At 61.1% G+C, this 19613-nt stretch carries 15 protein-coding genes; 8 read left to right on the top strand and 7 right to left on the bottom strand.

Annotated features, from left to right (window positions below; genetic code table 11):
- Positions 1 to 30: 30 nt before the first annotated feature.
- The 7 genes from ACCD02_RS11365 to ACCD02_RS11335 all read right to left on the bottom strand — a co-directional run bounded on the left by ACCD02_RS11365 (position 31) and on the right by ACCD02_RS11335 (position 8505).
- Complete coding sequence (locus ACCD02_RS11365) at positions 31 to 1041, bottom strand: chemotaxis response regulator protein-glutamate methylesterase (protein ID WP_413301405.1); 1011 nt, start codon at positions 1039 to 1041, stop codon at positions 31 to 33.
- Positions 1038 to 3449, bottom strand: coding sequence for a hybrid sensor histidine kinase/response regulator (locus tag ACCD02_RS11360; RefSeq protein ID WP_413301403.1), 2412 nt, complete (start codon positions 3447 to 3449; stop codon positions 1038 to 1040). Before ACCD02_RS11360 ends, ACCD02_RS11365 begins: the two co-directional genes overlap by 4 nt.
- Positions 3446 to 4135 carry a chemotaxis protein CheW gene (locus ACCD02_RS11355; RefSeq protein ID WP_413301401.1) on the bottom strand — a complete coding sequence of 230 codons (690 nt, stop codon included), beginning with the start codon at positions 4133 to 4135 and terminating at the stop codon, positions 3446 to 3448. The genes ACCD02_RS11360 and ACCD02_RS11355 overlap by 4 nt, the downstream gene beginning before the upstream one ends.
- The gene (locus tag ACCD02_RS11350) at positions 4132 to 5442 is read right to left on the bottom strand and encodes a CheR family methyltransferase (RefSeq protein WP_413301399.1); all 1311 of its coding nucleotides are present in this window, start codon (positions 5440 to 5442) and stop codon (positions 4132 to 4134) included. The genes ACCD02_RS11355 and ACCD02_RS11350 overlap by 4 nt, the downstream gene beginning before the upstream one ends.
- Positions 5439 to 5975 (bottom strand): chemotaxis protein CheW, encoded by a 537-nt coding sequence (locus ACCD02_RS11345; protein WP_413301397.1) that lies wholly within the window; start codon positions 5973 to 5975, stop codon positions 5439 to 5441. The genes ACCD02_RS11350 and ACCD02_RS11345 overlap by 4 nt, the downstream gene beginning before the upstream one ends.
- Before the next feature lie 9 nt (positions 5976 to 5984).
- Complete coding sequence (locus tag ACCD02_RS11340) at positions 5985 to 7547, bottom strand: methyl-accepting chemotaxis protein (protein ID WP_413301834.1); 1563 nt, start codon at positions 7545 to 7547, stop codon at positions 5985 to 5987.
- 283 nt (positions 7548 to 7830) lie between these two features.
- Positions 7831 to 8505: a tellurite resistance TerB family protein gene (locus ACCD02_RS11335; protein ID WP_413301395.1), complete on the bottom strand. Its 675-nt coding sequence runs from the start codon at positions 8503 to 8505 to the stop codon at positions 7831 to 7833.
- 195 nt (positions 8506 to 8700) lie between these two features.
- On the opposite strand from ACCD02_RS11335, the gene ACCD02_RS11330 reads away from it, so the two are divergent.
- The 8 genes from ACCD02_RS11330 to ACCD02_RS11295 all read left to right on the top strand — a co-directional run bounded on the left by ACCD02_RS11330 (position 8701) and on the right by ACCD02_RS11295 (position 19513).
- Positions 8701 to 9615, top strand: a complete 915-nt coding sequence (locus tag ACCD02_RS11330) for a LysR family transcriptional regulator (protein WP_413301393.1) — start codon at positions 8701 to 8703, stop codon at positions 9613 to 9615.
- A gap of 194 nt (positions 9616 to 9809) precedes the next feature.
- Complete coding sequence (locus tag ACCD02_RS11325) at positions 9810 to 11255, top strand: gamma-aminobutyraldehyde dehydrogenase (RefSeq protein ID WP_413301391.1); 1446 nt, start codon at positions 9810 to 9812, stop codon at positions 11253 to 11255.
- Positions 11256 to 11426: 171 nt separating this feature from the next.
- Positions 11427 to 12578, top strand: a complete 1152-nt coding sequence (gene ydcS, locus ACCD02_RS11320) for a putative ABC transporter substrate-binding protein YdcS (protein WP_413301389.1) — start codon at positions 11427 to 11429, stop codon at positions 12576 to 12578.
- A 155-nt stretch (positions 12579 to 12733) separates the two neighbouring features.
- On the top strand, positions 12734 to 13777 hold the full coding sequence (locus tag ACCD02_RS11315; protein WP_413301387.1) for an ABC transporter ATP-binding protein: 1044 nt from the start codon (positions 12734 to 12736) through the stop codon (positions 13775 to 13777).
- A 2-nt stretch (positions 13778 to 13779) separates the two neighbouring features.
- A complete protein-coding gene (locus tag ACCD02_RS11310) occupies positions 13780 to 14733 on the top strand; it encodes an ABC transporter permease (protein ID WP_413301385.1) in 954 nt (317 codons plus the stop codon).
- Positions 14723 to 15532, top strand: coding sequence for an ABC transporter permease (locus tag ACCD02_RS11305; RefSeq protein ID WP_413301383.1), 810 nt, complete (start codon positions 14723 to 14725; stop codon positions 15530 to 15532). Before ACCD02_RS11310 ends, ACCD02_RS11305 begins: the two co-directional genes overlap by 11 nt.
- Positions 15533 to 15677: 145 nt before the next feature.
- A complete protein-coding gene (locus tag ACCD02_RS11300; RefSeq protein ID WP_413301381.1) occupies positions 15678 to 17102 on the top strand; it encodes a gamma-aminobutyraldehyde dehydrogenase in 1425 nt (474 codons plus the stop codon).
- A gap of 293 nt (positions 17103 to 17395) precedes the next feature.
- Positions 17396 to 19513 (top strand): PAS domain S-box protein, encoded by a 2118-nt coding sequence (locus ACCD02_RS11295; protein ID WP_413301379.1) that lies wholly within the window; start codon positions 17396 to 17398, stop codon positions 19511 to 19513.
- Positions 19514 to 19613: the final 100 nt, after the last annotated feature.

The following is a 19613-nucleotide window of genomic DNA, read 5'->3' as shown; positions in this document are numbered from 1 at the left end:
CACTGGCTGGCAGTGAATTCACCTGGAAAATCATTGCGCAAATACCTCGGTCAAACGAGGTGCGATTGTGGAAAGCGGGCGAATTTCGACCGCCGCGTCGATGGCGGCAGCGGCCTTGGGCATGCCATAGACCGCACTGCTGTGTTGATCCTGAGCGATGGTCAGAAAACCCTGTCGACGCATCAGCTTCAGGCCTTCGGCACCGTCTCGACCCATTCCGGTCAACAGAACACCCACTGCATCACCACTCCAGTAACGGGCGACGCTCTCGAAAAACACATCGATAGAGGGCCGATAGATTTCATTTACCGGTTCTGCGGTGTAGGCCAGATTGCCGTTCTGCAATAGCCGAATATGGTGATTGGTTCCCGCCAGCAACACTGTTCCCGGCTGCGGCGGCTCACCCTCACGGGCCAGGCGCACCGGCAGGCCCGAAGCACTGCTCAGCCACTCAGCCATGCCGGCGGCAAACACCTGGTCCACATGTTGTACCAACACGATAGCTGCCGGAAAACTGGCGGGTAGCGACTTGAGAAGCAATTCCAGTGCCGCCGGGCCGCCAGCCGAAGAGCCGATAGCCACCAGCCCCCGGCGCTTGACCGCCGCGCGTATCGGCACGGCAACCATTGGCTCGCGGACATGGCGCTTGCCGATCAGCCAGCCGATATTGAGAATCTTGCGCAGCAGTGGCGCAGCGGCCTCCTTGGGGTTAGCGCCGCCAATGGCAGGTGTGTCGACCACATCCAGCGCGCCATGCCCCATGGCTTCGAACACCCGGTGGGCATTCTGCTGTCGATCAACGGTAACTACAACGATCGCGCAGGGTGTTGCTGCCATGATCCGACGAGTTGCCTCGACGCCGTCCATGACCGGCATGATCAGGTCCATCAGGATCAGGTCAGGGGTCTGCTCGGCACAACGGGCGACCGCGTCGGCACCGTTGCAGGCGACCCAGATCACTTCATGCTGCGGTTCGAAAGCGATGGCCCGGCGCAAGGCCTCAATTGCCATGGGCATATCGTTGACGATGGCAATCTTCATCCTTGTGCGTCTCCTATCAGCTCGGCAACCACATCGAGCAAGGCGTCATCGTGAAAACTGGCCTTGGCCAGATAATAGTCTGCACCGGCATCCAGCCCACGGCGCCGGTCCTCTTCGCGATCCTTGTAAGACACCACCATCACCGGCAACGATTGCAGGCGACTGTCGCGACGCAACAGGGTGACCAGCTCGATACCGTCCATGCGCGGCATGTCGATATCGGTAATCAACAGATCGAAATCCTCATTGCGCAAGGCGTTCCAGCCATCCATACCATCTACGGCCACCGCGACTTCATAACCACGACTGAGCAGCAACTTGCGCTCCAGCTCGCGCACCGTCAACGAGTCGTCGACCACCAGTACGCGCTTGCGGGGCACGCTGTCGGCCTGGTGACTGCGCCGGTCGATACGCTCCAGGCGGCCGGTGTTGAGCAATTTCTCCACTGAACGCAGCATGTCCTCGACATCAACGATCAACACTGCCGAACCATCATCGAGCAAGGCTCCGGCGGAAATATCCTGAATCTTGCCCAGACGTGGATCCAGGGGCAACACCACCAGGGTGCGCTCGCCGACGAAACGCTCAACCGCCACGCCATAAGCGCTGTCGCGCTCGCGAATGACCACGACCTTGAGCACTTCCTGCGGGTCCGGGTTGTGCGGACGCTGCAACAGTTGAGTGGCGGCAACCAGGCCGATATGCCGCCCTTCATGCCAGAAATGCTGACGCCCTTCCAACTGGACAATGTCTTCGGTGGCCAGGTCGCGCATGCATTCGATATGCGCCAGGGGAAAGGCATAGGCTTCGCCGCCCACTTGCACCACCAGACTGCGCACCACCGACAGGGTCAAGGGCACTTCGAGCAGGAAGCGACTGCCCTGGCCCGCCGCCTGATGCAGCTCCACGCCACCGCGCAGCTGGCGAATCATGTGCTGCACGGCATCCAGACCGACGCCGCGCCCGGAGATTTCCGTGACTTTGTCGCGCATGCTGAAACCCGGCAGGAACAGGAAGCTGAGCAATTCTTCCTCGCTCATCTGCGCGGCGGTTTCCGCCGGTGACAGCTGACGCTGGACAATGCGGTTGCGCAGGCGCTCCAGATCAACGCCGTTGCCGTCATCGCTCAACTCCACCACCAGCATGCCGGCCTGATGCATGGCTTTGAGACGGATCACGCCTTCGGCTGGCTTGCCGGCAGCTGCGCGCACGTCCGGCATCTCAATGCCATGGTCGACGGCATTGCGCAGCAGGTGGGTCAGCGGTGCTTCGAGCTTTTCCAGCACATCACGGTCGACCTGGGTTTTCTCACCTTCGATGTCCAGGCGAACCTGCTTGCCCAACTCGCGTCCCAGGTCCCGGACCATGCGCGCCAGGCCTTTGAGCACGTCAGCGAAGGGGCGCATGCGGCAGACCAGTGCGGTGTCATAGAGCAACTGGGCGCGCTGGTTGGATTGCCAGCCGAACTCGTCCAGCTCGGCAGTCTGCTGGATCAGCATCTGCTGAGCTTCGCTGTTCAGGCGCCGGGCATCAGCGAGGGCCTGACGCACGTCCTGGGGCATGTTGGCGCCGCCGAGGGTGGTTTCCAGCGTTGCCAGGGCCCGGTCGCTGCCATTCTGCAAGCGTTTCAGGCGCTGCATATTATTAAGGATCGGCTTGACCCGCTGGGTTTCCACCAGGGACTTGCTGGCCAGATCAAGCAGGTTGTTCAGGCGATCAGCGCTGACCCGCAGAATTCGCTCGCCGGTGTCGGTTACCCGGCGGCTACGCTGGGCATCACCGTCGGCGGACGCGGCCGGCGCATTGGCAACCGGCTCGGGTTCTGCAGGCACATCAGCCTCGACCTCAGCCGCTGCGGCTGACTGGGCCAGGGTCAGGCTGGAAATATCGTCAGCCAGCAATGGGTTGATTCCAGCTGGCATGGCACTGCCCAGCAACAACGCGTTGGCCAGGAGCATTTCATCCGCGCCCATGGGCGGCGACACCGGCACGCTGACCCCGGCGCGGCTGCCTTTGCCCTGGCTGGACAAGGTGTTCATCCGTTCAACGAAGGCGTCAATATCGGCCTGCCCCAGGCTGCTGTCTCCCGGCGTGGCGATGCGCATCAGCAGATCGGTGCCGAACAGCAAGGCGTCGATATGCTCCGGTTGCAGGTAGATGCGACCTTCCTGGGCACTGACCAGACAGTCTTCCATGACATGGGAAACGCTGACGCCGAAGTCCACACCGACGATACGCGCCGCGCCCTTGAGCGAATGAGCGGCACGCATACAGGCTTCAAGCTGGTCGGCCTGGGTCGGATCGCGCTCCAGAGCCAGCAGACCGAGGCTCAACACATGGGTCTGCGCCTCGGCCTCCAGGGTGAACAGCTCGAACAGTGAAGCGTCGCGCATTTGATCGGGGGTCATGTCAGGCTCCGAGTGATTGCGGACAGCAGTTGTTCATGATCGAGCAGGCGCAGGCTACGGGATTTCCATTGCAACACGCCGAGGGTAAAGCGGGCATTGGCCTGGTTCCCGGAAGCGGAGGCAGACTCCAGCTCGCGCTCGTCCATGGCATGAATGCCGTCGACTTCATCCACCGGCACCACAACCGGGCCGCCCACGGCCGCGACGATCAACATGCGCGGGGTGATACGTCCGGTCGGATCGGCGACTACAGCCGGATCCAGGCCGAGCAATTCGACCATCGACAGGCACGGCACCAGCACTCCACGGACGTTGGCCACTCCCATCAGAGCCCGGGAGCGCTGGTGCGGCAACGAATGCACGGTCTGGGTCGGCGCGATCTCAGACAGGCAACGGGTCGGCAGTCCAAGCCATTCTTCGCCGAGGCGGAATACTGCGATCGAACGGGTCTTGATCTCGCCCTGTACGTATTGGGCAGAGCGCTCGTCGCGGGTTTCCTGAGTCAGCGAATAGCGGTCCAGCAGGCGTGTGGCCGCCGACGAATAGACTGAACAGTTGCGGCAATGAATATGCTCTGCCAGCAACGGGCAGGAGCGGTCGCCGTGAATACCGATACGGTTCCAGCAGTCATCGATAGGCTGGGCGCCCTCGCCAAGCAGGCTTGGATGGCTATGAGAGTCAGTCACCGACGGCTTCCTTCTTTGTTATTGTTGCGTGCCGCGCGATCCTGCAGACGCCGGGCTCCGACAACGTCACCCTGGGCGGCCAGCAAGGCAGCCAGTTGCGCCAGGGCTTCGGGGTGCTGCGGCTGAAGGTACAATGCCTTGCGATAAAAACTCTGAGCCTCGCTGGTGCTGCCATCCACTTCGCTGAGCAGCCCCAGCCAGTAGAACACCTGGGCCACCGGCTCATGCCGTTGCAGATAACGCTCACATGCCGCCCGGGCCTCGCCGCTTTTACCCTGATTCGCCAGGCTGGCGATGGTCGCGAGCAGGGTCGCCACATCATCGCCACCAGAGGTTGCCGGAACCGGGGCTGGCCGTACGCTGCGACCGGCGAACGACGCGGTGCTGGCGCCAAAGGGCCGCGACGAAGCGGTCGGAGTTGGCAGCGGCAGGTCAACGATCTTGCGCGGGCTGGTCCGGGCAATAGGCGACAGCACCGACGGCAATGCTGGCTCAGCGATTTCAGCGTCTGCACCGGCATGGCGGAAGGCAAACGACTGGGGAATACCCGTGGAGCGCATACCCATGCGACTGAGCAGCGAACCTTCAGCCGGGCCGATAAACAGCACGCCGTCGATATGGGTCAGGCGCTTGAGGGCTTCGAACACGTGTCTTTGCGTGGCCTGGTCGAAATAGATCAGCAGGTTGCGGCAGAACACAAAGTCATAATCCAGCCGTTTGGCGGGTAACATCGGATCGAGGATGTTGCCGGGCTGGAAATCGACCTGATCCCTGACCCGCTGTTCGATCTGGTAGCCCTCACTGATCGGGGTGAAATAGCGCTCGCGAAAATCGATGCGCTCGCCGCGAAAGGAGTTCTTGCCGTAGACGCCACGCTTGGCACGCTGGATCGACAACGGGCTGATATCGATAGCGTTGATCTTGAATTGCTGGGCGGTAAACCCTGCATCGAACAGGGCCATGGCAATGGAGTAAGGCTCTTCGCCCGTCGAACACGGCACGCTGAGAATGCGCAGCGGACGTACGCCATTCAGCGTATGAAGTCGTTCGAAGGCCAGTTTGCCCAAGGCGACAAAAGACTCGGTGTAACGAAAAAACCAGGTCTCGGGCACGATCACCGCTTCGATCAACGCCTGTTGCTCGGAGCCCGAACCTTGCAGTAACAGCCAGTAGGCATCGCTGTCGATGCCGCCGCAAGCGGCAAAGCGCTGACGCAGAGCACGCTCGATAATCGACTCGCCCACGGAAGTCACATCCAGGCCGATACGCTCTTTTAGAAAACTGAAAAAGCGCGCGTCATCACTCATGGGGCTTCCTCAAGCGAGGCAAGGTCCCAGGGTTGCTGCGGATAGAGGAGTTCACGCACCGGATCGCTGAGCAGTTCCTGTACACGGATCCATTGCAGTAATCCCGTCTCGCTTTCCCGCACCGGTCCCAGGTATGGCGCCTGGCGATTGTCCAGGCCATAGGCCTTGAACTCGCTGCGCGGACAGCGCAGGGTGTCGGTCGCCTGCTCCAGGATCAGCCCCAGCAGTTGTTCTGGACGCCCGGCATCGGCCCGATAGTGGACCATCACCAGACGCGTGCTGGTACGGGTGCTGGCAGAACGTCCGAAAGTCAATGCACTGACATCAATCACCGGCACCACCTGGCCACGATGGGCCAGGACGCCGGCTACCCAGTGCGGCGCCTGGGCGATGGCCCGTAGCGGCAGGCGCGGCAGCACTTCAGCGATCTCCACCGCTTCCAGGGCATAGTGCTCATCACCGATGCGGAACAGCAGGAACAAGGTGTTCGACGCTGTCCGGGCGGTATTGCGCTCAGCCGTACGATCGCTCATCGACAGGCCTCAAACCTTGAATCGCGAGACGCCGCTGCGCAGGCCGACAGCGACCTGGCTCAGCTCGTCGATGGCAAAACTGGCCTGGCGTAATGACTCCACGGTCTGACTGCTGGCATCGCCCAGTTGCACCAGCGCCTGATTGATCTGTTCGGCCCCGGTGGCCTGGGCCTGCATGCCTTCGTTGACCATCAGCACTCGCGGTGCCAGGGCCTGGACCTGATGAATGATCTGGGTCAGTTGCTCGCCGACCTGGGTCACTTCATACATGCCCCGGCGCACTTCTTCGGAGAACTTGTCCATACCCATGACCCCGGCCGACACCGCCGACTGGATCTCCCGAACCATCTGTTCGATGTCATAGGTGGCCACAGCGGTCTGGTCAGCCAGACGACGCACTTCGGTGGCAACCACCGAGAAGCCGCGGCCGTACTCGCCAGCCTTTTCCGCCTCGATGGCGGCGTTGAGCGACAACAGGTTGGTCTGGTCGGCAACCTTGACGATGGTCACCACCACCTGATTGATGTTGCTGGCCTTCTCATTGAGGATCGCCAGCTTGTTATTGACAAGGTCAGCAGCCCCCATGACCTGATGCATGGTTTCCTCCATGCGCGCCAACCCTTGCTGGCCGGAGCCCGCAAGTACCGATGCCTGGTCCGCAGCCGATGTCACCTCGATCATGGTGCGTACCAGATCGCGGGAAGTCGCTGCAATTTCACGGGAGGTCGCGCCAATTTCCGTAGTGGTGGCGGCGGTCTCGGTGGCGGTGGCCTGCTGCTGTTTGGAGGTGGCGGCGATCTCGGTGACCGAAGTGGTCACCTGCACCGATGAACGCTGAGCCTGGGAAACCAGCGCAGTCAGTTCGGTCATCATGTCGTTGAAGCCGGTTTCCACCGTATTGAACTCGTCGCGACGGTCAAGGGCCAGGCGCTTGCTCAAGTCACCGGTACGCATGACTTCGAGAATGCTGACGATTCGGTTCATCGGTGCCAGAATCGAGCGCATCAGCAGCAGACCACAGCCGCCAGCCGCGATAATCGCGATGAATAGCGAAAGCCCCATGCTCAACTTGGCGGATTGCACCGATGCGGCGATGTGGGTAGTAGCCGTATCGGCGACCTGCTTATTGGCGGTAATCAGGTCATTGAGCTGCTTGCGACCAGCCACCCATGCCGGATTGGCCTGATCATAGAAAATCGAACGGGCCAGGGTGTAATCGTTGCGTTGATAAGCCGTGAGCGTGTCTTTGAGCAACTTGCTGTAGACCTCGCGCTGCTTCTCGAACTGGGCGAAGTTGGTACGGTCCGTGTCATCGAAGATGGTTTTCTTGTAACCATCGATCTGGGCCTGCAGTCGCACTTCGATATCCTGATAAAGATCCTGCTCGGTGCGCGTCAGCTCGCGGCCTTTGCCTTCACTCATCAGTTCCAGGGTACGGATATAGCTTTCGCCCCAACCGCTGCGCACCATAGTGCTGTAGTAAACCCCAGGCAGTGCGTCGGCGCTGACCTCCTCTGCATTGGACTCAATCGATAACAAGCGCGAGTAAGACACGACAACCATCAACGACATGATGGCGATAATCACGGCGAAACTCGCCAGGATCCGTTGGCGCAGAGTCCAGTTCTTCACAGTCAGACCTCAGGAAGTCAACACGGCATCAAGCGGTGTTCGAGAAGCGGACCGACGAACGGTCCAGGCCGGCGAAGTATAGCCCAGCCGGTGGTTCAAAAGCGTTCACTGATGTCAATGCAATGACACTGTTCGATACAAAGAGGGTGCGCAATGCGTAACTGTCAGAGAGCGCACGCCAAAAAGATACGGCCCCTGGCTATTGCAGCGAAGGGCCACCCCATCATGCTGCCTGCCTGACCTGCGCCTCCAGTTCACTTTTGAAGGACGGTTCGAGTTTCAACTGGCGCGCCAGTTCATCAAGGTAAGCGCGTTCCATGAAGTGCTCTTCGTCCACCATCATCACACTGGCCAGGTACATTTCTGCGGCCATTTCCGGGGTGCGCGCGGCACGAGCGACCTCTACCGGGTCCAGCGGTTTATTCAGTTGCGTGTGCAGCCAGCCGCGCAAAGCAGAGTCGTCACTCAACTGAGCAAACTGCCCTTCAATCAGTTCCCGCTCGCGCTCATCGACATGACCGTCAGCCTTGGCCGCAGCGACCAGAGCCTGAAGAATCGCCTGACTGTGGGCCTCGACCTCGGGTGCGGGCAGGCGATCAATCGTCTGCGGCTCGCGTTGCGGCGCCGTACCCTGACTGGCCTGCCAGTTGCCATAGGCCTTGTAGGCCAGTACGCCGAGGGCGGCCAGACCGCCGTAAGTCAGGGCCTTGCCGCCCAGCTTGCGCACCTTTTTATTGCCCATCAGCAGGCCCATGGCCCCCGCCGCCAAAGCGCCGCCGCCGGCACCGGAGAGCAGGCTGCCCAACTGGCCCTTGGCCGAGGACTGACTGCCCGCCTTGTTCTGCAGCAGATCCTGGCCGGACTTGAGCAATTGATCGAGCAAACCGCGCGTAATCATGGATACCTCCTGGAGCCACCGGCTCATGTCAGATGTGCAGCAGGTTAAATCCAGTTACCTCGTCGCTGGGCGCGGGTGTTTTGCCGGATGTTGCCGGACATCGCCTGCGCAACGAAAGGCCTGGATGGACGGACCATCTGAAAAAGCGATATACATCTGATCTATTCGATAAAACTCACACGAGTCGCACCCGCCATGATGACGCTGCGCCAGATCCGCCACTTCATTGCCGTTGCCGAGACCGGCTCGATTTCCGCTGCGGCGCAGGCGGTATTTATTTCCCAGTCGACCCTCACCCTGGCGATCCAGCAACTGGAGCAGGAGATCGGCGTCAGCCTGTTTAACCGCCATGCCAAGGGCATGACCCTGACCCATCAGGGGCATCAGTTTTTGCGTCAGGCGCATTTGATCCTGGCAACCGTGGACAACGCCAAGCGCAGCCTGCAACAAAGCACCGATCAGGTCGCGGGCCAGTTGATCATTGGCGTGACCAGTCTGGTCGCCGGTTACTACCTGGCCGACCTGCTCACCCGCTTCCAGCGCGCCTGCCCCAATGTCGATATCCGCGTCATGGAAGATGAACGCCCTTATATCGAGCACTTGCTGATCAGTGGTGAAATCGACGTTGGCGTGCTGATCCTGTCCAATCTCGAAGACCGTCATGCCTTGCAGACCGAAGTCCTTACCCATTCCCCCCACCGCCTGTGGCTGCCCGCCCAGCATCCGCTGCTCGAACACGACAGCATCAGCCTGGCCGACGTGGCCAGTGAGCCGCTGATCCAGCTCAACGTCGATGAAATGGATCTCAACGCCCAGCGCATCTGGTCCGGCGCCGGCCTGCAACCGCGCGTGACCCTGCGCACCGCTTCAACCGAAGCGGTGCGCAGCCTGGTAGCGGCGGGCCTGGGGCTGTCGATTCAGGCGGACATGACCTACCGACCCTGGTCACTGGAGGGCGACATTATCGAGGCACGCCCCCTGGTCGACCTGACCCGCACCCTGGACGTCGGCCTGGCCTGGCGCAGGGGCACTGCGCGACCGTCATTGGTCGACCCTTTCCTGACTATTGCCAGAGAGCAACATCACACCCAGCGCAGGCTATCGATTTAATCGAACGCTGCTTTCAGTATTTGGTATTTGTTGTCTGCCGGGGCGGGCACTAGTCTCAAGTTCTGTGATTTTCCGTAGGAGCCCGCTTGCTGGCGATGGGATCACGTCAGTCAATGAAGATTTCGCCCATGACGACGCCATCGCCAGCAGGCCGGCTCCTACAAAGGCTCATCAAATAACAAGGCCCCCGGACCATGACGGATTTGCGCACCGCGTTACTGATCGATGGTGAACTGGTCACAGGCCAGGGATTTGTCGAGCCGATCCTCAACCCGGCCACCGGGGAGGTGCTGGTATCCGTCGCCGAAGCCAGCACCGAGCAGGTCGAAAGTGCGATTCTTGCCGCCCATCGTGCCCTCTCCGGCTGGTCCCGGACTACGCCACAACAGCGCGCCAATACCTTGCTGGCCATCGCTAACGCCATCGAACAGCGCGCCGATACGCTCGCCCACCTCGAAGCGCTGAACTGCGGCAAGCCATTGCACCTGGCCCGTCAGGATGATCTGGGCGCCACGGTCGATGTTTTCCGTTTCTTCGCCGGTGCCGTGCGCTGCCAGACCGGCCAGTTGTCCGGTGAATACCTGCCCGGCTATACCAGCATGGTGCGGCGCGACCCGATTGGCGTGGTCGCCTCCATTGCGCCGTGGAACTACCCGATCATGATGGCGGCGTGGAAGATCGCCCCGGCCCTGGCGGCGGGCAACACCCTGGTGTTCAAACCGTCGGAGCACACGCCGCTGTCGATCCTGGCCCTCGCGCCGGTCCTGGCCGAGCTGTTGCCACGGGGCGTGATCAATATCGTTTGCGGCGGTGGCGAGGGTGTAGGCAGTCATCTGGTCAGCCACCCGAAAGTGCGCATGGTGTCCCTGACCGGCGATATCGTCACCGGCCAGAAGATCCTCCAGGCCGCCTCCAGAACCCTCAAGCGCACCCATCTGGAACTCGGCGGCAAGGCGCCGGTCATCGTCTGCGACGATGCCGACCTGCAAGCCGTCGTCGAAGGCATTCGCACCTACGGCTATTACAACGCCGGGCAAGACTGCACCGCCGCCTGCCGCATCTACGCCCAGGCCGGGATCCACGATCGCCTGGTGGCCGAACTCGGTGCCGCCGTGAGCAGCCTGCGCTTCGCTGGCAAGCGCGACGCCGACAACGAGATCGGCCCGTTGATCAGCACTCGTCAGCGCGATCGCGTCGCCAGCTTTGTCGAGCGCGCTCTGAGCCAGCCACATATTGAACGCATCACTGGCGCAGCCGTGCATTCGGGAGCGGGGTTCTTCTATCAGCCAACCTTGCTTGCCGGCTGCAGACAAAGCGATGAAATCGTCCAGCGCGAAGTGTTTGGCCCGGTAGTGACCGTGACCCGGTTCGAAGAACTGGAACAGGCAGTGGACTGGGCCAACGACTCGGAATACGGCCTGGCCTCGTCGATCTGGACCGGGAATCTGGACAAGGCCCTGCAAGTAGCGGCGCGCCTGCAATACGGCTGCACCTGGATCAACAGCCATTTCATGCTGGTGAGCGAAATGCCCCATGGCGGCCTCAAGCGCTCAGGGTATGGCAAGGATCTATCGAGCGACTCGCTGCAGGACTACAGCGTGGTGCGGCACATTATGGCTCGGCATGCCGGGCAGCTATGAAGCAGCTTTGAGCTACAAACAAAAGCAAAAGCAAAATGAGACATCTATAAAAACAGTTACACCGCGACTTCAGATTGAACGCGAAAGCATGAGCAACCACTGGCTCGCAGCTCGTAGCTCGCAACTGCTCTCCCCCCTGCCCCGAACGACAATTAAAGAAGAGGGAAAATCATGTCAGCACCCAAGATCGCACTGCTCGGCGCCGTGGTCACGACGCTGTTCGCCAGTGTCAGTTTGCAGGCCGCCGAAGCACTCAAGAGTGTCGGCGCCGGTGAAGGCCAGCTCGATATCGTTGCCTGGCCGGGTTATATCGAGCGTGGTGAGAGTGACAAGGCCTATGACTGGGTGACGGGCTTCGAGCAGGAGACTGGCTGCAAGGTCAACGTCAAGACCGCCGCCACCTCCGACGAGATGGTCAGCCTCATGACCAAGGGCGGTTATGATCTGGTGACTGCCTCCGGCGACGCCTCGTTGCGCCTGATTGCGGGCAAGCGTGTGCAGCCGATCGACACCAGCCTGATCCCCAACTGGAAGAACCTCGACCCGCGCCTGAAAGACGGTCCATGGTACGTGGTCAACAAGCAGACCTACGGCACACCCTATCAGTGGGGGCCCAACGTGCTGATGTACAACACCAATGTCTTCAAGACCCCGCCAGTCAGCTGGAGCGTGGTATTTGAGCCGCAGGATCTGCCGGACGGCAAGCCGAACAAGGGTCGCGTCCAGGCCTATGACGGCCCGATCTATATCGCTGATGCCGCGCTCTACCTCAAGTCGGCCAAGCCGGAACTGGGCATCGTCGATCCCTACCAGTTGACTGAAACCCAGTACAAGGCCGTGCTCGACCTGTTGCGCAAGCAACATCCGCTGGTGCATCGCTACTGGCATGACGCAACGGTGCAGATGAGCGATGTGAAGAATGAAGGCGTAGCCGCCAGCAGCTCGTGGGGTTACATGGTCAACGGCCTGCAAGCCGACAAACAACCCGTGGCTTCGACCATTCCACAGGAGGGCGCAACCGGCTGGGCCGACACCACCATGCTGCACGCCGAAGCCAGGCACCCGAACTGTGCCTACAAGTGGATGGATTGGTCGATGAAGCCCAAAGTCCAGGGTGACGTCGCTGCCTGGTTCGGCTCGCTGCCCGCCGTACCGGCCGCCTGCAAGGGCAATGAACTGCTCGGCGAGCAAGGCTGTACCACTAACGGCTTCGATCTGTTCGACAAGATCGCCTTCTGGAAAACCCCGCAGGCCGAAGGCGGCAAGTACGTGCCTTACAGCCGCTGGACCCAGGACTACATTGCGATCATGGGCGGGCGCTGAGGCCTGACACAGAAGCGGTTTATTCGCGACTGACGCCTTCCCGGCTAAAGCCGGTCCCACAGGCCAAGCACATCTGTGGGACCCGCTTTAGCCGGGAAGACGGTCTATCGGTGAGCACATAACTCTGGTGCTCGCTTCCATCTTGAGGTTTCACCATGACCCTTGCAGTCCAGTTCACCCAGGTTTCCCGCCAGTTCGGCGAGGTGAAGGCCGTTGACCGGGTCTCCATCGATATTCAGGACGGCGAGTTCTTTTCCATGCTCGGCCCGTCCGGCTCGGGCAAAACCACCTGCCTGCGCCTGATCGCCGGTTTCGAGCAACCCAGCGCCGGTTCCATTCGTATTCATGGTGCCGAAGCCGCAGGACTGCCGCCCTACCAGCGCGACGTCAATACCGTGTTTCAGGATTACGCCCTGTTCCCCCATATGAACGTGCAGGACAACGTCGCCTATGGCCTGAAGGTCAAGGGCGTGGGCAAGAGCGAGCGTCTGGCCCGGGCCGAAGAAGCGCTGGCCATGGTCGCACTCGATGGCTATGGCACGCGCAAGCCGGTGCAACTGTCCGGCGGCCAGCGCCAGCGCGTGGCCCTGGCCCGTGCCCTGGTCAATCGGCCACGGGTCCTGCTCCTCGATGAACCCCTCGGCGCCCTTGACTTGAAACTGCGCGAGCAGATGCAGAGCGAGTTGAAGAAGCTGCAGCGCCAGTTGGGCATCACCTTTATCTTCGTCACCCACGACCAGACCGAAGCCCTGTCCATGTCGGACCGGGTTGCCGTATTCAACAAGGGCCGTATCGAACAGGTCGACACGCCGCGCAACCTGTACATGAATCCGGCCACGCGCTTTGTGGCCGAGTTCGTCGGTACTTCCAACGTGATTGATGGCCAGCTGGCGCATTACCTCAACGGTACATCACGGCCCTTTTCCATTCGCCCGGAACATATCCGTTTCAGTAGCGGCCCGGTCGCCGCAGACGAGCTTCAGATCAGTGGCGTGCTGCACGATATCCAGTATCAGGGCAGCGCCACCCGCTACGAGCTGACCCTGGACAACGGCCAAACCTTGAGTGTCAGCCAGGCCAACAATCAATGGCGAGACAACAGCGCCCGGCATGAGATCGGCCAACGCCTGCAGGTCAGTTGGCCGCGTCAGGCCATGACCCTGCTGCAGGATCCCATCACTACGGGCGAGGGCCTGTAGGCATGATCCAGACTCTCCCCTATCCGGCGCAGATATCGCCAGCGCAGTCACCGTTGCGGCGCTTTGCCAATCTGCTGTACCGCCGCCCGAATCTGTATCTGTCGCTGCTGCTGATTCCGCCGCTGCTGTGGTTCGGCGCCATTTACCTTGGCTCGTTGCTGGGTCTGCTGTGGCAAGGTTTCTACACCTTCGACGATTTCAGCATGACGGTCACCCCGGACCTGACCGCCGCCAACTTCGCCGCCCTGTTCAACCCGGCCAACTTCGACGTCATCCAGCGTACCCTGCTGATGGCGATCAGCGTGTCCATTGCCAGCGCCGTCGTAGCGTTTCCGATCGCCTACTACATGGCGCGCTACACCAGCGGCAAGACCAAGGCGTTTTTCTATATCGCGGTGATGATGCCGATGTGGGCCAGCTATATCGTCAAGGCCTATGCCTGGACGCTGCTGCTGGCCAAGGGCGGCGTAGCGCAATGGTTTGTTCAGCACCTGGGTCTGGAGCCCGCCCTGCAATGGCTGCTCGGTATACCGGGAATTGGCGGCAGCACGCTGTCGACTTCGTCTCTGGGGCGCTTCCTGGTGTTCGTCTATATCTGGCTGCCATTCATGATTCTGCCGATCCAGGCCTCCCTGGAGCGCCTGCCGCCATCGCTGCTGCAAGCCTCGGCCGACCTCGGCGCCAAACCGCGCCAGACCTTCATGCAGGTGATCCTGCCGCTGTCGATACCCGGTATCGCTGCAGGTTCGATCTTCACTTTCTCCCTGACCCTGGGCGACTTCATCGTGCCGCAATTGATTGGTCCGCCCGGCTATTTCATCGGCAGCATGGTCTACGCCCAGCAAGGTGCTATCGGCAACATGCCCATGGCCGCAGCTTTCACATTGGTACCCATCGTGCTGATCGCGATCTACCTGTCCATTGTCAAACGTCTGGGGGCCTTCGATGCACTCTGAAAAAGCATCCGTGGGCCTGAAGATCGCCGCCTGGGGCGGGTTGGTGTTCCTGCACTTCCCGATCCTGATCATCTTTATCTACGCCTTCAACACCCAGGACGCGGCATTCAGCTTTCCGCCCCAGGGCTTCACCCTGAAATGGTTCAGCGTGGCCTTCTCCCGCGCCGACGTGCTGGAGTCAATCAAGCTGTCCCTGGAAATCGCCTGCGTGGCGACCCTGATTGCCCTGTTCCTTGGCACCCTGGCTTCGGCAGCGCTATACCGCCGGGACTTTTTCGGCAAGGACGGCATATCGCTGATGCTGATCCTGCCCATCGCCCTGCCCGGCATCATCACCGGCCTGGCCCTGCTGGCGGCGTTCAAGGCCCTGGGCATAGAACCGGGGATGTTCACCATCATCGTCGGCCACGCCACCTTCTGTGTGGTGATCGTCTACAACAACGTTATCGCCCGCCTGCGCCGCACCTCCCACAGCCTGATAGAGGCCTCCATGGACCTGGGCGCCGACGGCTGGCAGACCTTTCGCTACATCATCCTGCCCAACCTGGGCTCCGCGTTGCTGGCGGGAGGCATGCTGGCCTTTGCCCTGTCGTTCGACGAAATCATCGTCACCACCTTTACCGCCGGGCATGAACGCACGTTGCCGATCTGGTTGCTCAACCAGCTCAGCCGTCCGCGGGATGTGCCGGTGACCAACGTGGTGGCCATGTTGGTGATGCTGGTGACCATGTTGCCGATCCTCGGCGCCTATTACCTGACCCGGGGTGGCGAGAGTGTGGCGGGGAGTGGTGGCAAATAAGGACGTCAGACACACCCAATCCAGTAGGAGCCGGCTTGCTGGCGATAGCGGTGGATCAGTCAATGAAGATATTGCCTGTCACACCGCAATCGCCAGCAAGCCGGCTCCCACTAAGACCTCATAACGGCTTGAAAGGGAGACAACCATGCAAACCAAACTGCTGATCAACGGTCATCTGGTCGCCGGTGAAGGTCCGGCCCAGGCGGTATTCAATCCGGCTACCGGCCGTGTGCTGGTGGAAATCAACGAAGCCAGCGAAGCCCAGGTCGACGCGGCCGTGCGCGCGGCCGATGCAGCCTTCGACAGCTGGTCGCAAACCGCACCAAAAGACCGTTCGCGGTTACTGCTCAAGCTCGCCGACGCCATCGAGGCACACGGCGAAGAACTGGCCAAACTGGAATCGGACAACTGCGGCAAGCCCTATAGCGCCGCCCTCAACGACGAAATCCCGGCCATCGCCGACGTATTCCGCTTCTTCGCCGGCGCCAGCCGGGTGCTCAGTGGTTCGGCGGCGGGCGAATATCTGCCGGGGCATACTTCGATGATCCGCCGTGATCCAGTGGGCGTTATCGCCTCCATTGCCCCATGGAACTACCCGCTGATGATGGTCGCCTGGAAAATCGCCCCGGCCCTGGCAGCTGGCAATACCGTGGTACTCAAGCCGTCGGAACAGACGCCGTTGACCGCTCTGCGTCTGGTCGAGCTGTGTCAGGAAATATTCCCGGCCGGTGTGCTCAACCTGGTATTCGGCCGCGGCCAGACCGTGGGCAACCCGCTGGTTACCCATGCCAAGGTGCGCATGGTGTCCCTGACCGGCTCCATCGCCACTGGCTCGCACATCATTGCCGGCACCAGCGACAGCGTCAAACGCATGCATATGGAGCTGGGCGGCAAGGCCCCGGTGATCATTTTCAACGATGCCGATATCGACGCGGCTGTCGCAGGCATCCGTACCTTTGGCTTCTACAACGCTGGCCAGGACTGCACTGCCGCCTGCCGGATCTACGCCCAGGAGGGTATCTATGAGCAGTTCGTCAGCAAACTTGGTGAAGCGGTGAGCACCATCAAGGTCGGCCTGCAGGACGATCCGGACACCGAACTTGGGCCGCTGATCACTGCCCAGCACCGCGACCGGGTCACCGGCTTCGTCGAACGCGCTCTGGCGCAGTCCCATATGCGCCTGATTACTGGCGGCAAGGCTATCGAAGGCAACGGCTATTTCTTCGAACCAACAGTCATCGCCGATGCCCAGCAGGATGACGAAATTGTCCGCCGCGAAGTGTTCGGCCCGGTGGTATCGGTCACCCGCTTCCAGGACGAAGCCCAGGTGCTGGGCTGGGCCAACGATTCGGACTACGGCCTGGCGTCGTCGGTCTGGACCCAGGACGTCGGCCGCGCCCATCGTCTGGCCGCGCGCTTGCAATACGGCTGCACCTGGGTCAACACTCACTTCATGCTGGTCAGCGAAATGCCCCATGGCGGTCAGAAACTGTCAGGCTATGGCAAGGACATGTCCATGTACGGGCTGGAGGACTACACCACGGTGCGCCATGTGATGTTCAAGCACTGACTCAACGAAAAATGCAGGGGATTCACCAGGACCGTCGTTCGCCGGGAGCGCGCCCTCCCGATTAAAGGCAGTCCTGGGGATCTATAACTCTGCTGATAAAAAATTAGCTCATTGGCGTTATTTATTTAGAGACACCCTTCCTTCCATACGGTCACACCCATAGCGCCACGAAAACATGGAGAATGGTCGTTATCCGGATCACGCCGGGTTTTGCTCCTGCCAGCGGGTCGACAGAGACACCCAATCATGCGCAATTCAGCCTGACTGACTTGCCACCTCAGGAGCCTGCCACTGTGACTACCCACCTTGATTTCCCCGCTGGCAACAGTGAGACCGCCCGGGCGATCAAGGCCATTGACTGGCAAGGCTTCCCACTTGGCCCACCTGCACAATGGCCCTCAGCGCTGAGAGTCGGACTGAACCTGATCCTCAATTCTCCGGAATCGATGTACCTGCTCTGGGGCCCGCAACTGCTGTTTTTCCATAACGATGCCTATGCGCCACTTCTCGGACCTCGCAAAGCCAACGCCCTCGGCGCCGTCATGCAGGAGTTGTGGGGGGACGTCTGGGACCAGGTGTCGGGCATGATCGAGCAGGCCCTGAGCGGCCAGGCCTATCAGTGTCAGGACCTGCCATTGACCATGGCCCGTTTCGGCGAGATCGAACAGACCTGGTGGTCGTTCTCTTTCTCTGCGCTGTTCGATGAAAACAGCCATATCGTCGGCATGTTTTGCACCACCCGCGAGACCACCGAGCGCGTACTCAACGAGCAGGCCCTGCGGGTCAGCGAAGCCAAACGCCTGGAGCTGATCGCCGATCTGGTCAGCCTGGAAAAAAAGCAGACCGCGCGACTGGCCCAGCGTACCGCAGAGCTGGATTGCCTGTGGGAAATGTCGCCGGATCTGCTGGCGATGGTCGACCTGGACGGACGATTCCTACGGGTCAACCCGGCCTGGACCACCGTGTTGGGCTGGTTGCCCGAAGCACTGGTCGGCACCCACGTCAACGAGTTGGCCCACCCTGACGATATCGAAGCCACCCGGACGGCACTGGCCATGAGCCTGGAACATCCCCTGCCACTGTTCGAAAATCGCTACCGGCATCAGGATGGCAGTTACCGTTGGATGGCCTGGACCGCCGCGCCGGGCAACGGCATGGTCGTCGCTTTAGGCAAGCATATGACCGCTGAGAAAGAGCGTTCCAAAGCGCTGCAGGTGATCGAGGAAGCCTTGCGTCAGTCGCAGAAGATGGAAGCCGTCGGACAACTGACCGGGGGCCTGGCCCATGACTTCAACAATCTGCTGATGGGCATTACTGGCAATATCGAACTACTGCAGATCCGCGTCGCCCAAGGTCGGACCGGCGAGCTGGGACGTTACCTCGCCGCCTCTCTGGAAGCCTCGCGCCGGGCTGCCGCTCTGACTCACCGTCTGCTGGCGTTCTCCCGGCGCCAGACCCTGGATCCCAAGGCCACTCACATCAATCAGTTGGTCGAAGGCATGGAGGAGCTGATTCGCCGCACTGTAGGCCCTTCGATTGTCATGCAGGTCAACGGCGCCGCCGATTTGTGGCCGACTCTGGTCGATCCACACCAGTTGGAAAATGCCTTGCTCAACCTCTGCATCAATGCCCGCGACGCGATGCCCGACGGTGGCACGCTGCTAATCGAGACCCATAACCGGGTGTTCGACACGCGATGCGCCATTCAGGGTGAACTGGCCCCGGGGCAGTATGTCGAGTTATGTGTCAGCGATACCGGCACCGGCATGACCGCCGAAGTGCTCGAGCGAGCGTTCGATCCCTTTTTCACCACTAAACCCATTGGCATGGGCACCGGCCTCGGGTTGTCGATGATCTACGGTTTTGCCCGCCAGTCGGGGGGCGATGTGCGAATTTTTTCGACACTCGGCCAAGGCTCGAAGATCTGCCTGTTCCTGCCCAGGCAGCATGGTGAAAGTATCCCGCTCGAAAGCAGCGCGGGGCCCCAACAACATGCCGCTGCAGCCACGGGGGGTAGCGGCACGGTACTGGTGGTGGACGACGAGCCGGCTGTACGCTTGCTGATCACCGAAGTGCTCAAAGATCTCGGCTACGACGTGTTACAGGCACAGGACGGGGCGACAGCGTTGACCCTCCTGCAATCGAAAGCCTCGATCGACCTGCTGATCACCGATGTCGGCCTGCCAGGTGCCATCAACGGCCGCCAGGTCGCCGACGCCGCCCGTAGCCTGCGTCCGACCTTGAACGTATTGTTCGTGACCGGGTATGCGGAGAATGCCGTACTCGGCGAAGGCGCCCTGGAGCCGGGCATGCATGTGCTGACCAAGCCCTTTTCCATACCGGCGCTGACGGACTGGATCGGCAAGTTGTTGGAGGGGGATGCGCAGAAAAATAATGCGCCTGGTCTGTAGGAGCTGCCGAAGGCTGCGAACCGACAACATGCCGCTGCAGCCACGGGGGGTAGCGGCACGGTACTGGTGGTGGACGACGAGCCGGCTGTACGCTTGCTGA

It is taken from the genome of Pseudomonas sp. Pseusp88, assembly GCF_047303955.1.
GTDB lineage: Bacteria > Pseudomonadota > Gammaproteobacteria > Pseudomonadales > Pseudomonadaceae > Aquipseudomonas.
This window is presented reverse-complemented; position numbering and strand designations above follow the sequence as displayed.

Excerpts from the sequence above, each read along its gene's own strand:
- ACCD02_RS11340 (WP_413301834.1), bottom strand. The coding sequence starts at position 7,547 with ATGTCGTTGATGGTTGTCGTGTCTTACTCGCGCTTGTTATCGATTGAG.
- ACCD02_RS11330 (WP_413301393.1), top strand. The coding sequence starts at position 8,701 with ATGATGACGCTGCGCCAGATCCGCCACTTCATTGCCGTTGCCGAGACC.
- ACCD02_RS11335 (WP_413301395.1), bottom strand. The coding sequence starts at position 8,505 with ATGATTACGCGCGGTTTGCTCGATCAATTGCTCAAGTCCGGCCAGGAT.
- ACCD02_RS11300 (WP_413301381.1), top strand. The coding sequence starts at position 15,678 with ATGCAAACCAAACTGCTGATCAACGGTCATCTGGTCGCCGGTGAAGGT.
- ACCD02_RS11325 (WP_413301391.1), top strand. The coding sequence starts at position 9,810 with ATGACGGATTTGCGCACCGCGTTACTGATCGATGGTGAACTGGTCACA.
- ACCD02_RS11365 (WP_413301405.1), bottom strand. The coding sequence starts at position 1,041 with ATGAAGATTGCCATCGTCAACGATATGCCCATGGCAATTGAGGCCTTG.
- ACCD02_RS11315 (WP_413301387.1), top strand. The coding sequence starts at position 12,734 with ATGACCCTTGCAGTCCAGTTCACCCAGGTTTCCCGCCAGTTCGGCGAG.
- ACCD02_RS11345 (WP_413301397.1), bottom strand. The coding sequence starts at position 5,975 with ATGAGCGATCGTACGGCTGAGCGCAATACCGCCCGGACAGCGTCGAAC.
- ACCD02_RS11310 (WP_413301385.1), top strand. The coding sequence starts at position 13,780 with ATGATCCAGACTCTCCCCTATCCGGCGCAGATATCGCCAGCGCAGTCA.
- ACCD02_RS11350 (WP_413301399.1), bottom strand. The coding sequence starts at position 5,442 with ATGAGTGATGACGCGCGCTTTTTCAGTTTTCTAAAAGAGCGTATCGGC.
- ACCD02_RS11305 (WP_413301383.1), top strand. The coding sequence starts at position 14,723 with ATGCACTCTGAAAAAGCATCCGTGGGCCTGAAGATCGCCGCCTGGGGC.
- ACCD02_RS11360 (WP_413301403.1), bottom strand. The coding sequence starts at position 3,449 with ATGACCCCCGATCAAATGCGCGACGCTTCACTGTTCGAGCTGTTCACC.
- ydcS (WP_413301389.1), top strand. The coding sequence starts at position 11,427 with ATGTCAGCACCCAAGATCGCACTGCTCGGCGCCGTGGTCACGACGCTG.